Annotated in this window: 12 protein-coding genes; 6 read left to right on the forward strand and 6 right to left on the reverse strand. The window is 64.8% G+C overall.

Annotated elements, in window-relative coordinates:
• Positions 1 to 26 precede the first annotated feature (26 nt).
• The 6 genes from rplK (at position 27) to AU193_RS03380 (ending at position 6,594) form a co-directional block, all read left to right on the forward strand.
• Positions 27 to 455 carry a 50S ribosomal protein L11 gene (gene rplK, locus AU193_RS03355; RefSeq protein WP_064345535.1) on the forward strand — a complete coding sequence of 143 codons (429 nt, stop codon included), beginning with the start codon at positions 27 to 29 and terminating at the stop codon, positions 453 to 455.
• A gap of 101 nt (positions 456 to 556) precedes the next feature.
• Entirely contained in the window at positions 557 to 1,264 is a 708-nt protein-coding gene (rplA, locus tag AU193_RS03360) for a 50S ribosomal protein L1 (RefSeq protein ID WP_064420922.1), read from the forward strand.
• 180 nt (positions 1,265 to 1,444) lie between these two features.
• Positions 1,445 to 3,214 carry a PE-PPE domain-containing protein gene (locus tag AU193_RS03365; RefSeq protein WP_064420923.1) on the forward strand — a complete coding sequence of 590 codons (1,770 nt, stop codon included), beginning with the start codon at positions 1,445 to 1,447 and terminating at the stop codon, positions 3,212 to 3,214.
• Between the two features lie 74 nt (positions 3,215 to 3,288).
• Positions 3,289 to 4,158, forward strand: coding sequence for a glucose-1-phosphate thymidylyltransferase RfbA (gene rfbA, locus AU193_RS03370; RefSeq protein WP_064420924.1), 870 nt, complete (start codon positions 3,289 to 3,291; stop codon positions 4,156 to 4,158).
• Positions 4,158 to 5,156 carry a dTDP-glucose 4,6-dehydratase gene (gene rfbB / locus AU193_RS03375; RefSeq protein ID WP_064420925.1) on the forward strand — a complete coding sequence of 333 codons (999 nt, stop codon included), beginning with the start codon at positions 4,158 to 4,160 and terminating at the stop codon, positions 5,154 to 5,156. Before rfbA ends, rfbB begins: the two co-directional genes overlap by 1 nt.
• A 16-nt stretch (positions 5,157 to 5,172) precedes the next feature.
• Positions 5,173 to 6,594, forward strand: a complete 1,422-nt coding sequence (locus AU193_RS03380) for a bifunctional dTDP-4-dehydrorhamnose 3,5-epimerase family protein/NAD(P)-dependent oxidoreductase (RefSeq protein ID WP_216637264.1) — start codon at positions 5,173 to 5,175, stop codon at positions 6,592 to 6,594.
• A gap of 3 nt (positions 6,595 to 6,597) precedes the next feature.
• Here the strand turns inward: AU193_RS03380 and AU193_RS03385 are convergent, their stop codons facing one another.
• The 6 genes from AU193_RS03385 to AU193_RS03410 form a co-directional block, all read right to left on the reverse strand.
• A complete protein-coding gene (locus AU193_RS03385) occupies positions 6,598 to 9,345 on the reverse strand; it encodes a LuxR family transcriptional regulator (protein WP_064420971.1) in 2,748 nt (915 codons plus the stop codon).
• A gap of 137 nt (positions 9,346 to 9,482) precedes the next feature.
• On the reverse strand, positions 9,483 to 9,782 hold the full coding sequence (locus tag AU193_RS03390; RefSeq protein WP_064420927.1) for a hypothetical protein: 300 nt from the start codon (positions 9,780 to 9,782) through the stop codon (positions 9,483 to 9,485).
• A gap of 61 nt (positions 9,783 to 9,843) precedes the next feature.
• Positions 9,844 to 10,740, reverse strand: a complete 897-nt coding sequence (locus tag AU193_RS03395) for a cyclopropane mycolic acid synthase family methyltransferase (protein WP_064420928.1) — start codon at positions 10,738 to 10,740, stop codon at positions 9,844 to 9,846.
• Between the two features lie 145 nt (positions 10,741 to 10,885).
• On the reverse strand, positions 10,886 to 11,755 hold the full coding sequence (locus AU193_RS03400; RefSeq protein WP_064420929.1) for a cyclopropane mycolic acid synthase family methyltransferase: 870 nt from the start codon (positions 11,753 to 11,755) through the stop codon (positions 10,886 to 10,888).
• Positions 11,756 to 11,879: 124 nt separating this feature from the next.
• Positions 11,880 to 12,797 (reverse strand): alpha/beta fold hydrolase, encoded by a 918-nt coding sequence (locus AU193_RS03405; protein ID WP_064420930.1) that lies wholly within the window; start codon positions 12,795 to 12,797, stop codon positions 11,880 to 11,882.
• Positions 12,798 to 14,165, reverse strand: coding sequence for an AarF/ABC1/UbiB kinase family protein (locus tag AU193_RS03410; protein WP_064420931.1), 1,368 nt, complete (start codon positions 14,163 to 14,165; stop codon positions 12,798 to 12,800).
• Positions 14,166 to 14,264 lie beyond the last annotated feature (99 nt).

The raw sequence follows: 14,264 nt of genomic DNA on the forward strand, positions 1-14,264 counted from the left end.
GCAACGAGAGAGGAAACACCACACCCATGGCCCCGAAGAAGAAAGTCGTCGGGCTGATCAAGCTGCAGATTCAGGCCGGGCAGGCCAACCCCGCCCCGCCGGTGGGTCCGGCGCTCGGTCAGCACGGCGTCAACATCATGGAGTTCTGCAAGGCGTACAACGCCGCGACGGAGAACCAGCGCGGCAACGTCATCCCCGTGGAGATCACCGTCTACGAGGACCGCAGCTTCACCTTCAACCTCAAGACGCCGCCCGCGGCCAAGCTGCTGCTGAAGGCCGCCGGTGTGCAGAAGGGCTCGGGCGAGCCGCACAAGACCAAGGTCGCGAAGGTGTCCTGGGATCAGGTCCGTGAGATCGCCGAGACCAAGAAGGACGACCTGAACGCCAACGACATCGATCAGGCCGCCAAGATCATCGCGGGCACCGCCCGGTCGATGGGGATCACGGTCGAGTAGTTCGACCGGATCTTGCGTGGGAGGGCCAGCTTCGGCCCGCCGATGAGCGCTCACGCGAAGTGCGTTCACCACAACCACAACTCAGCAACTAGGAGATACCGATGAGCAAGACGAGCAAGGCATACCGCGAAGCCGCCGAGAAGGTGGACCGCACCCGGCTGTACACGCCGCTGGAGGCCGCCAAGCTGGCCAAGGAGACCGGTTCGAAGAAGCAGGACGCGACCGTCGAGGTGGCGATCCGGCTGGGCGTCGACCCGCGTAAGGCCGACCAGATGGTGCGCGGCACCGTCAACCTGCCCAACGGCACCGGTAAGACCGCCCGCGTTGTGGTGTTCGCGGTCGGCGACAAAGCCGAGGCCGCGGAGGCAGCGGGTGCCGACGCCGTCGGTAGCGACGACCTGATCGAGCGGATTCAGGGCGGCTGGCTGGACTTCGACGCCGCAATCGCGACGCCGGACCAGATGGCCAAGGTCGGCCGGATCGCGCGCATCCTGGGCCCGCGCGGCCTGATGCCGAACCCGAAGACCGGCACCGTGACGCCCGACGTCGCCAAGGCCGTGTCCGACATCAAGGGCGGCAAGATCAACTTCCGCGTCGACAAGCAGGCCAATCTGCACTTCGTGATCGGGAAGGCCTCGTTCGACGAGAAGGCGCTTGCGGAGAACTACGGCGCCGCACTCGACGAGATCCTGCGGGCCAAGCCGTCGTCGTCGAAGGGTCGCTACCTCAAGAAGGTCGTCATCTCGACCACGACCGGCCCGGGCATTCCCGTCGATCCGTCGGTGACGCGCAACTTCACCGAAGCCTGATCCAGGCCGCGCCGCGACTTTGCGGCATATCCGCCCCAGCAGCAGGGTCGCACCCGCATGGCGATCCCCGTTTCCGCCGCTGAAGGGGCACGTCGGCATCGGTGAAACGCCACGAAATTCGTGTCGGTGAAGTTCGCTGTTCCGCGGTGACGGTCATCACAGTTGTGTGACAGTTGACGCATGCGCAAGGGCATCCGCGTCTTCTTTCTTACTTTGCTGGGTCTGCTGAGCACCGCCGTACTTGGCGCCGCGACCGCGTTGGTGGCGGCCGTCAGCCTGGCCGCCTCGACCGCGTTGATCGTGCCGGGTACCGGAACGCCGAACGCGAACGACATCACCCTCTACATGCCGAACTTTCGCGACTACTACATGCAGGAAACGACATGCACCTTGGCCGCAGACTGTGAACTGGAGGGCGTCGACTACTTCGCTTCGTTCTGGCCGATACCGTTGCCGGGTTGGTGCGACCCCGGGCGATGCGAGAAGTTCGACGACTCAGTCGAAGACGGTGTGCAGAACCTGAGACAGGCGCTCGAGGCTCTGCAAGACCTCGACCCCGACACCGACGATCATCTCGTGATCGCCGGTTACTCGCAGGGGGCCCGCGTCGTCAGCATCGCGAAGACGAAGATCGCCAGCGGCGAATGGGCGCATTTGATCGACGATATGGAGTCCGTGCAATTCGTCTTCATCGGCAACCCGAACCGCCCGAACGGCGGCATCCTGTCACGTTTCGGAAGTTTGGGACACATCCCGATCCTGGACGTGACGACCGGCCAGCCAACGCCGACCGACACCGACTTCCCCACCGAGGACTGGGCGATCCGATGGGAGGGCATCGCGGATTTCCCGCAGTATCTGCTCAATCCACTCGCCGTCATCAACTCGATCTTGGGCTTTTACTACGACCACGGCACCTACCTGGCGATCAACGGGGACAGTGATCCTGGCGAAACTCCTGCCGGATACACCGTGGAGGAGTGGGAGGAGCTCACCACGTACCCGGAGAAGCATCCGGATCTCGTCCAGATTCAGAAGTACGGGGACACGACGTACTACACGATCAGGCCGAAGGTGTTACCGCTGGTTCGCCCGCTGCACGCCATCCCACTCGTGGGAAAGCCGATCGCAGATTTCTTGGAGCCGATACTCGAGGTGCTCATCGAAGAGACCGGATACAACCGCAACATTCCGTTCGGGCAGTACTCGCCGATCGGACTGATCCCGTTCTTCAACCCGATCACGCTGGTGCTCAAGCTGATTCCGGCTGTCTTCCAGGGTGTGGTCAACTTCCTCGGGAACTTCATCCCGGCGTTGGCGCCGAAGCCGATTGAGATCACGCCCACGCCGGTGACAGCGGTTGCTCCTGGGCAGGATGACGAGGAGGAGGGGCTGCGACGCAACGAAGTCGAGAACCTGGCGGATGCCGATGAGATGCAGAGGAATGGTTTGCGGCTGCTTGCCGAGCGCGGTGATGCAAACGAGATTGTGCTCAACCTCGACAGCGAGGGCGATCTCACGCTGGCCGAGGGCGGCGAGACGCCGGGCATCGAGGGAGCGATCGAGGGCGAGGAGCCGCAGGGGACCGGGCTCGAGCCCACCCCGATCGGGAACCCGGTAGTCGTGGAGGAGAAGAAGACCGACCCGGCCGAGGGCAACGCAGTGGTTGCCGTGACGCAGCCCGAAGTCAAGAAGGACTCCGGAGGCGAGACGAACCTGCCAGAGAACCGGATCGACGCCGACGGTCGCAGCGTGTCGTTGGATGCCTCGCCGAACCGGTCCTCCGCCGGTCCCGCAAATGATGGCGCGGGCGGCACCGTGCAACGAATCACCCCGGTGAGTCCGAATCCCTCCGAGGATCTCACGACGACGCCGGCACCCGCCGGAACCAAAGGCTCCGAGGACACCAACGACTCAGAGAACTCGCAGGACTCACAGCACGCCGCCTGACCGCGAGCAGGCCCGTACCTCCGGACCAGCGTCTCTGTGCGGCCGCATACCCATCGTGTGTCACGATTGGGCGCGTGAGGGGCATTATCTTGGCGGGCGGGAGCGGCACGCGTCTGCACCCGATAACCATGGGTGTGTCGAAGCAATTGGTGCCCGTCTACGACAAGCCGATGGTGTACTACCCCCTCTCGACGCTGATGCTGGCAGGCATCCGCGACATCCTGGTGATCACGACTCCCCACGACGCGGACGGCTTCGCACGTCTGCTCGGTGACGGATCGCGCTTCGGGGTGTCGATCACCTACGCCAAGCAGCCATCCCCGGACGGTCTGGCGCAGGCATTCACGATCGGCGAGACGTTCATCGGCACCGAGAACGTGTCACTCGTGCTCGGCGACAACCTGTTGTACGGCCCTGGATTGGGCAGCCGGCTCAAGCGATTCACGACGATCGACGGCGGCGCGATCTTCGCCTACTGGGTAGCCGAGCCCTCGGCGTACGGAGTCATCGAGTTCGACGACAACGGTTTGGCGATCTCCCTCGAGGAGAAACCCGAGAAGCCGAAGAGCAACTATGTCGTGCCGGGCCTGTACTTCTACGACAACGACGTTGTCGAGATCGCGAAGGACCTCAAGCCGAGTGCCCGAGGCGAGTACGAGATCACCGACGTCAACCGCTGCTACCTCGAGCAGGAACGGTTACAGGTGCACGTGCTGCCCCGCGGAACGGCATGGTTGGACACCGGGACCTTCGACCAGATGACCGACGCCGCCGAGTACGTGCGCACCATGGAACGGCGCACCGGGCTGAAAATCGGGGCTCCCGAGGAGGTCGCCTGGCATCAGGGGTGGATCACCGACGACGAATTGCGGGACCGTGCCGAGCCTTTGGTGAAGTCGGGTTACGGCAGGTATCTGTTGAACCTGCTGGAGAGAGGACGCTGATGTCGCGGCTCCTCGTCACCGGCGGAGCGGGCTTCATCGGCTCGAACTTCGTGCGATACGTCATCGACCACACCGACCATCACGTCACCGTGCTCGACAAGCTGACCTACGCCGGCAACCGCGCCTCACTCGCGGGACTGCCCGACGACCGAATGACGTTCGTGCACGGTGATATCGCGGACGCCCCGCTCGTCGACGAGCTGTTCGCATCGGTCGACGCGGTCGTGCACTTCGCGGCCGAATCGCACAACGACAACTCGCTCGACAACCCCGAGCCGTTCCTGCACACCAACCTCGCCGGCACCTTCACGTTGCTCGAGGCGGCCCGCAAGCACGGCCCGCGTTTCCATCACATCTCGACCGACGAAGTGTACGGGGACCTCGAGCTCGACGACCCGCGCCGGTTCACCGAGCAGACACCGTACAACCCGTCCTCGCCGTACTCGTCGACCAAGGCGGGAAGCGATCTGTTGGTACGGGCATGGGTCCGATCATTCGGTGTCGCCGCGACGATCTCGAACTGTTCCAACAACTACGGTCCTTACCAGCACGTCGAGAAGTTCATCCCCCGGCAGATCACGAACATTCTTCGGGGGATCCGTCCCAAGCTCTACGGCGAGGGCCGCAACGTGCGGGACTGGATCCACGCCGACGACCACTCCTCGGCGGTACTGACGGTCCTCGAGAAGGGCCGGATCGGCGAGACATACCTGATCGGAGCGGACGGTGAAAAGGACAACAAGACGGTCATCGAACTGATTCTCGCGCTGATGAATCAACCTGCCGACGCCTACGACCACGTCGCCGACCGAGCGGGTCACGATCTGCGGTATGCCATCGACTCCACCAAGTTGCGCGAGGAACTCGGCTGGCAACCGCAATACCACGACTTCGAAAAAGGCCTGGCCGCAACGATCCAGTGGTACCGCGACCACGAAGACTGGTGGGCTCCCGCCAAGGATGCCACCGAGAGCTTCTACGCCCGGATGGGCCAGTGAAGAAGGCCCGCTTGTGATGGAGTTCGGTAAACCCCTGCGCGCCACCACATCTCCCATACCGGGATTGGTCGTGTGGGAGCTGTCGGTGCACGGAGACAACCGCGGGTGGTTCAAAGAGAACTGGCAGCGTGAGAAGATGGTCGCGCTCGGCTTGCCGGACTTCAAACCCGTACAGAACAACGTCTCGCTCAACGAGAGTGCGGGCACCACACGTGGTATCCATGCCGAACCGTGGGACAAGTTCATCTCCGTGGCGACCGGCCGGATCTTCGGAGCGTGGGTCGACCTGCGTGACGGTCCCACATTCGGGACCCTCTTCACTGCCGAGATCGACCCGTCCAGAGCGGTTTTCGTCCCTCGAGGTGTCGGCAATGCGTTCCAGACGCTCGAGCCGAACACCGCCTACATCTACCTGGTGAACGATCACTACTCACCCGATGCGCACTACACGTCGCTCAACCTCGCCGACGAGACCCTCGCCATCGATTGGCCGATTCCGCTGGACCGCGCCGAGCTGTCGGCCAAAGACCGTGAGCATCCGCGTCTGGCGGGCGTTGAGCCGATTCCGCCGCGGATGACCCTGGTTCTCGGCGCCGGTGGACAACTCGGCCGAGCCCTGCGCGAGGCGTACGCCGGCACCCCGGGCGTCGAATTCGCCGAACGCGCCGACATCGAGCTCACCGCCGCCGGTATCGGGTCCGCCTGTCGTTGGCGCGAATACGAGACGATCATCAACGCCGCCGCCTTCACGGGCGTGGATGCGGCCGAGACGCCTGCGGGCCGTGCGGCGGCGTGGGCCACCAACGTCGCCGGCGTCGCCGCGCTGGCACGCACCGCCGCCGACAACGACATCACTCTTGTGCACATCTCCAGCGACTATGTCTTCGACGGCAACGCCTCCACGGCCTACCGCGAGGACGATCCGGTGTCACCACTCGGTGTGTACGGCCAGACGAAGGCCGCCGGTGACCTCGTCGTGGCCACGGTTGATCGGCACTACATCATTCGGGCTTCCTGGCTGATCGGAGACGGACACAACTTCGTGCGTACGATGCTGTCTCTGGCTGCTCGCGGGGTGAACCCCTCGGTCGTGAACGATCAACGCGGGCGCCTGACGTTCACGTCGGAAATTGCCAGAGCCATCCGCTATTTGATCGACATCCGGGCGCCGTACGGCACCTACAACCTCACCGGTTCTGGGTCTGTGACCTCGTGGGCCGACGTCGCCAGGCGCACGTTCGAACTGGCCGGGCACGACCCGGGCCGGGTCACCGATGTCACCACCGCACAGTACTTCGCCGGCGCCTCGAAACCCGTCGCCCCCCGGCCCGCCAACAGCGTCCTGGATCTCGGGAAGATCCAGTCGGTGGGTTTCGAACCGGCCGATGCGGATGAATCTCTGCAGAACTACATCAGGGAATCGATCGGATCACGTTAGCAATCAACGGGTTTCGCCGAAGACGCGACCGAGTTCGGCCCGTGACCTGATTCCGAGTTTCCGATATATGCGAGACAGGTTGGTCTCGACCGTCTTGGGACTGATGAACAGCGCGGTGGCGACATCCTTGGTCGTCATCCCTGACGCGGCGAGTTCGGCGACGCGGTGCTCCGACGCCGTCAAACCCATATGTCCGTTGTTCGACGTACCGGCCCGGGCAAGCTCGGCGCGAGCCCGCTGCGCCCACAGCGGCGTGCCCAGGGTCTCGAACGCGTGCAACGCCTCGGCGATCGTGGCGCGTGACATCTCCTTCTGCCGTTGACGGCGTTGTAACTGGCCGAGCAGCAACAGGGTTCGTGCGCGCTCGAACGGCATGGGTAGTCGCTCGTGATGGTCCAAAGCCTGTCTCGCCATATCGGCTGCTGCGTCGACATCGCCTTGCGCGGCCAGCCGAAGGCTGCGGCAGCGCGCGCCGATGGCCAGCATCCACGGCCGGTCCAACAGGCGGCCGTTGGCTTCCAAAGCCTCGATCATCGGCTCGGTTTCGGCGGCGCGGCCCATCGCAACCATCGCTTCGACCGCGTCGGGAACGTATCCCACGGTGATGATCTCCGTGCCGGGGATGAACGGGAACTGGTCGACCAACGGCTGCAGTATCTGCAGCGCCTGCTCGTAGTCGACCAGCGATACCGCCAGGAATGCCAGGTTGATCGAGGCCCAGTCCGCCAGCCGGGGTGAACCGCAACGCTTGGCGAGGTCGATCGCCCTGGTTGCCACCTCGCGGGTCTCGTCCTGCCTGCCCGCATATGCCGCGACCGCGGACTGGATGGTCTTGGCCACCACCCGCATGTGCTCACCGCCGAGCTGTTGTGCCCGCTCGACGGTCTCCTTGGCAATGCCGGTCGCGTCGTCGTAGCGTCCCCGCCAGATCTCGATCAGCGCGCTGAACACGGCGACGAAGATCAGGTCGGTTTCGGCGCCTCGCTCGACACAATGCTGTCGCACAGACGCCATCTGCTCGGCCGCCTCGTCCAACCGCCCGACGAACGCCAGCAGCAAGGCGTTGTTGGCGCTGGCTCGAAACGCGATCGGCGCTTCGCTGTCATGGTCCTGCAGTGCCAATGCCCGGCGCATGCCGGCCCAGTCGACGCCGCGACCGCACATGCACGCGATGTGGGTCCGCACCGCCAGCACTTGGCTGGTGAGATCGTCGATCCCGACGTCTTCCGCGTACGCCGCCGCGCGTTCGGCGCTCTGCAGAGCGGCCCCGAACTCCCCGGCGTTCAGGCGCGCGTATGCGAGCAGCAGAAGCGTGCGGACGCGGACCTCACGGTCACCGTCGTCGTGGTCGAGGGCCTGTTCCAGCAGGCCGACGGCATCGGTGAAGTTGTTGTGCTGAATCTTCATGGTGGCCAACAGGTTCAGCGCCATCGCACGGTGCACGCCGCGCGGCACTCGCTCGGTCAACCCATCCAACAGGGAACGCGCGCGCTCGAGGTCACCGGCGTGTAGATGATGGTCGGCCGCACGAATGCGCCGCGTTGCCGTGTCACCGCCGAGACCGATTGCCAGCTCGAGAAGTTCGGCGGCCGCGGCAGGCGCACCGCGTGCACTGGCGGTGTCGGCGGCGACGTCGAGCGCCTCCAGCGTCGCCGGGTCTGCGCTGGCCGCAGCGAGGGCCATGTGCCTGGCCCTCGATTCCGGGGATATCACCGCCTCGGCCAGCGAGCGGTGCATCGCCCGGCGCTCACCCGGTTTGGCGTCGGTGTACACACTGCGCGCCAACAACGGGTGGGAGAACCCGACGTCGTCCCCGTTGAGCGTCAAGATGCCCTTGTCCTGAGCCTCCGCGAGTAGTTCGGCGGCGCGATCGAGCGTGAGGTCGGCGACGTGCGCCAGCAGGTCGACGGTCGGGGCGGCCTCGCAGGCGGCGGCCAACAGCAGGACCCTGGTTTCGGGTTCCAGCCTTCCGATCCGCCGGTGCATCAACTCCGCCAGCGTCGGCGGTAGTACCGACAGGGAATCGCCCGCCTCGATCGCCCGCGCGAGCTCGAGGGCATAAAGCGGGTTGCCCCCGGAGATCTCGGCGATCCGAACCATGGTCGGGCGGGGAAAAGACCGCCCCAGGCGCGTCGAGATCAGCGCGTGCAACCCGCCCAGGCTCAGGGGGCCGACGTGAACCCTGCGAACCTCGGACGAATCGCTCAGCTGCAGCCAGCTCGCCGCGCCGGGACCCTCGTGCTCGGTGCGTTCGGTGAGCAGCATTCCCACGCACTCACTGAACCGCCTCGCGGCGAAAGCCACCACGGCCTGGCTGGACGGGTCGAGCCACTGCACGTCGTCGACGGCCACCAGCACCGGCCCGTCGGCGCAGAGCCGGTCGATGGCCGCGGTGAAGGCCGCCGCGACAGCACGCTGATCGGTCGGCGGCCCGCCGACGTCGGCGCGCAGCAGCACTCGATCCACGGCGAGGCGCTGCACGTCGGGCAGGCTGGCGAAGACCTCGGAAGGGACGTCGCCGAGGAGGTCGGCGATGGCGGCGTAGGCGAGTGCGGTCTCCGCTTGACCGGCTCGCGCCATCAACACCCGAAAGCCACGCTCACGTGCCGCGGACAGACCCGCCAGCCACAGCGTGGTCTTGCCGGCTCCGGCTTCGCCCTCGATGACCAGAGCCGAGGGTCCGCTGTCGGTGGTCCGCAGGAACTCGCTGACCGCCCGGAACTCCGCCGGACGTTCGATTACGCCGGACACCAGAACCACACCCCTCGTCGACAGCAAATCGAGGATAGCCCGCCGAGACTGGGGAGCAGTAGTCTCAGGCCCTCGGATATGCAGCTAAGAGGTGTGCTCAACCGGGGAGACAAGAGGGGGGCGTGCCCCCGGCAACGTCATCCGCGGTGGTGAGACCGGATCCGGGTGCCCACCGGAGCGGACAGCCGCTGATGTGGTGCGCCCGCTGCGAGGCAGGTCCGCGAGACGATCTCTCGGGAGCCGGCGCCGAAGACGCCGTAAAGCACCTCGTCGCCGGGTACCGACACCGTGACCAACAGCTCGACGGGAGTGCCCTCATCAGTGGCTACGGCCGCGGCGGCGTCGAGGCGTGCGACGAGGTCCTCGACGGATTGCTCCGTGAGTTCGGGCAGGTACCACTCCGCCAGGTAGCAGGCGGACTCCGCACTCCCGCTCATCTTTCGAACGGTAGCGATTCCTCACGCCGAGCGAATCAGGGATTTCCCTACGTTCTGTCCTTTACGCGGCCGCGCCGGGTTTGAGGTACGTGACCAGGCTGACGTCGATGCCTTCGTCGATGAAGTACCACTGGCAACCCTTCAGGTACTTCATGTAGCGCTCGTAGTTCTCCTCGCCCGCGGCCGCGACAGCGGCGTCCTTGTTCCGCTCGAGGCGATCGGCCCAGATGCCCAGCGTCTTGATGTAGTGGTTGCGCAGCGAGATGGCCTCGGGCACCTGGAAGCCGGCTTTTTCGCCGTGCTCGATCATCATCTGCGTCGTCGGCAGGCGGCCGCCGGGGAAGATCTCGGTGATCATGAACTTGATGAAGCGAGCCATCTCAAAGGTCAGCTTCTTACCGCGTGCGGCCAGGTCGTAGGGGTGATAGCCGACGCTGCTCTGGATGGTCATCCGGCCGTCGTCGGGCAGGATGTCGAAGCACGTCTTGAAGAAGTCGTCGTAGCGCTCGAAGCCGAAGTGCTCGAACGCCTCGATGGAGACGATGCGGTCGACGGGGGAGTGGAACTGCTCCCAGCCCTCCAGCCGGACGTCGTAGGTGCGCTCGGTGTCCAGCTTGCTCAACAGCTCATTGCAGTAGGCCTGCTGATTCTTCGACAGGGTCAGCCCGATCACGTTGACGTCGTACTTCTCCATCGCACGCTGCAACGTCAGGCCCCATCCGCAGCCTACCTCCAGCAGGGTCATACCGGGCTTGAGGTCGAGCTTGTCGAGGTGCTGGTCGACGTTGGCGATCTGCGCCTCCGACAGCGTGGCGTTCGGGCCGGTGAAGTATGCACAGCTGTACTTGCGCGTCGGATCCTGAAAGACGCCGAAGAAGTCGTCCGACAGGTCGTAATGCGCCTGGATGTCCTCGAAATGAGGCCGCATATCCTTCGTGCCGGTTGAGTTGTCAGACATATTTCCCCTGCTTGGCCTTTCCAATGACGTGACGCGGCCCTGCACGTCGTCACGTGATGATCTGGTCGACACCATATCGTTCGGCGGTTGCCAGACCCTAATTCGGCTTGCCGCGACTTGCGCGGCGAATTGTGGGGAGCCGGAATTATTTCTGGAGCGTGAACTGGTTGACGTCGATGTATCCGACGCGGAAGCCATGTGCGCAGCCGGTTAGGTAGTGCATGTAGCGGTCGTAGACCTCTTGGGATTGGATGGCGATCGCTTCTTCTTCGTGGGCTTGTAGCGCCGCTGTCCAGCAGTCGAGGGTGCGCGCGTAGTGAGGCTGCAGGCTCTGGCGCCGGGTCAACGCGAAGCCTGCCTTTTCGGCATGCTCGCCGACCAGTTCGATGGTCGGCAGATAGCCGCCGGGAAATATCTCGGTCAGGATGAACTTCACGAACCGGGCCACAGAGAACGTCAGCGGCAGACCCCGCTCGGCCATCTGCGGAAGCGTGAGCGCGGTGATCGTGTGCAGCAGCATCACCCCGTCGTCGGGCAGCACGCGGTGAGCCATGGCGAAGAAGTCGTCCCATCGGTCCCTGCCGAAGTGCTCGAACGCGCCGATCGACACGATTCGGTCCACGGGTTCGTCGAACTGTTCCCAGCCCTGCAGCAGCACCCGCTTGGACCTCGGGCTGTCGGATTCGGCGAAGACCTTCTCGACATGGGCGTGCTGGTTCTCGCTCAAGGTGAGGCCGACGACGTTGACGTCGTACTTCTCGACCGCCCTCAGCATGGTCGAACCCCAACCGCAGCCGACGTCGAGCAGTGTCATCCCCGGCCGGAGATCCAATTTGCCGAGCGCAAGATCCACTTTGGCGCGCTGGGCCTCTTCGAGCGTCATGTCATCGCGCTCGAAGTAGGCGCAGCTGTAGGTCTGTGTCGGATCCAGCCAGAGCCGGAAAAACTCGTCGGAGAGGTCGTAATGCGCCTGCACGTCGGCGAAGTGCGGGGTCAAGTTGCGTGTTGCGGCCACTAGGGTGCCTTTCTGGGCGGGATCAGAGCTCGCGTCGCCTGTAACAGTTCAAGCCCGAAGCGCTCGAGCCGAATGTACGCGTAGTCGGCCCGGCTGACCACTCGTGGGAAGGCTTGCGCCGACGTCAAATAGTCGCGGCGAAAACGGTTTTGAGTTCGCCGATGATGTCGTCCCACAGCGGTTCGGGCAGTTCGTGACCCATGCCGTCGAACAGCACCAGCCGGGCGTTCTCGATGGCCTTGGCGATCGCGCGGCCGCCTGAGGGTCGCATCAATCTGTCGGCCTTGCCGTGCAGCACCACGGTGGGCGCCGTGATCTCGCGGTCGTAGCGCAATAGGCTGCCGCTGCCCAGGATCGCCGCGAAATGCCTGGCGATCCCGGCTGGATAGTAAGAGCGGTCATAACCCTCGATCGCGTCGGCGCGGAGCCGCTCCTCGGACGCCGGGAAGCCCGGGCTGCCGATGATCTTGCTGACCCTGACGGCGTTCTCGATGACCGCCTCGCGGGTGGAGTCCCTGGGTCGCTGCAAGATCGCCAGCAGTTGTCGCGGACCCGGTGGCGGCAGCAGCGCCTGGTTGTTGCTCGAGAAGATGATCGCCAGCGTGAGGGTGCGTTGTTTGTGCCGGGCGGCGAACACCTGGGCGATCATCCCGCCCATCGACGCGCCGACGACGTGGGCGCGCTCGATGTCGAGGTGGTCCAGCAGCGCGACCGCGTCATCGGCCATGTCTTCGAGCGTGTAGCCGGCCGGGCTGCGCAGCCCGAGCAGCGAACGCAGCATCCGCGGCACCAGTGCGGTGTTGGTGTGCACGCCAACGAGTTTCGATGACAGGCCGACGTCGCGGTTGTCGTACCGGATGACCCGCAGGCCCTGGTCGACGAGTCGCTGGCAGAAATCCTTGCGCCACATCAGAAGTTGCGCACCCAGCCCCATGATGAGCAGCACCGCCGGATCGTTCGGATCGCCCATGTCCTCGTAGTGGATGTCGAGCTGGCCGGACTTGGCATCTTTCGATTTGGCGATGCCGGTTCGGATCTGCACTTAGCCGCGAACCTCGCTGTCGAGTTCCTCGTCGTGCTCCCTGCTGACCTCGACCATGAAGTTGGCGAAGTAGCCGGTCAGCTGGGGGTCCGACATCATCTGCCACTTCGGCGCGAGCAGTTTCATGTAGCGCTCGACATAGAGGAACTGCTTGCCGATCAGTACCAGTTCCCGAGGCAGTTTGACGTCATAGGCCTCGGCCAGCGTCGACAGTTGCTTGCCGATCTCGGCGTAGCTCATGTCGCCCAGCGTCGACATGGTCAGCGGTGTGGCGAATTTCTCGAGGTCCTTGGCGGCCTGCGCCTCCGGCTTCATGGTGCCGACGGCGCCCATCAGCACGACGATCTTGCCCGCCGCGGCGTGATCCTTCTTCACCAGCAGGGCGTACACCAGTTCCCGCAGCAGCCAGCGGGTGCGCGGGTCGATGCGGCCCATGATCCCGAAGTCGAAGAACACAATCTTGCCGTCGTCGTCGACGTAGAGGTTGCCCGCGTGCAGGTCGCCGTGGAACAGGCCGTGCCGCAGACCGCCTTCGAAGACGCTGAACAGCAGCGCCTTGACCAGTTCGGTGCCATCGAATCCCTTCTGCCGGATGGCCTTGACGTCGTCGATGCGGGTGCCCTGGATGCGTTCCATCGTCAGCACCCGTTCGCTGGTCAGATCCCAATAGACCTGTGGCACACGGATGTTCTTGCCCAGCGGCGAGGCGTGCATGTGCGACACCCACGCGTCCATCGACTGCGCCTCGAGCCGGAAATCCAGTTCTTCGGCGAGGTTGTCGGCGAAGTCGGCGACGACGTCCTGCGCGCTCAACCGCTGGCCGAGCTTGGCGAACTCGACCAGACGGGCGCCGCGCTTGAGGATCTGCAGATCCGCGGCGACCCGCCTGCGGATGCCGGGCCGCTGGATCTTGACGACGACCTCTTCTCCGCTGTGCAGCGTCGCATAGTGCACCTGGGCGATCGACGCGGACGCGAACGGTTTCTCGTCGAAGCTCTTGAACAGGTTGGCGGGTTCGTCGCCGAGATCCTCGACGAACAGCTTGTGCACCTCTTTGGGGTCCGCCGGCGGAACCCGGTCGAGCAGGCTGCGGAACTCCTTGGACAGCGGCTCGCCGAACGCGCCGGGACTCGACGCGATGATCTGGCCGAACTTGACGTAGGTGGGCCCCAGGTCGGCGAACGTCTGCGGGACCTGCTTGATGATCTTCTGCTGCAGCGAGCCGCGGCCGGTGATCGTCGAAACCACCCGCGCGCCGGTGCGGGTGATCTGCCAACCCGTGGCACCGACGCGGGCAGCCTCGATCGGCAGGGGCACCCTGTCCAGCTTGGCTATGTCGCGGTGCTGCGTCTTTCGCGTGGCACTCATGGGAGCCAGTGTCTCAAAATCCGCGGTGACACGTAAAAACCTGTGGACGGGCTCACAATTGGCCTTCTGCGGGGCCCTGTGGCGCCGAAATTGCATTCC

Origin of the sequence: Mycobacterium sp. GA-1285 (assembly GCF_001499905.1) — a bacterium.
GTDB lineage: Bacteria > Actinomycetota > Actinomycetes > Mycobacteriales > Mycobacteriaceae > Mycobacterium.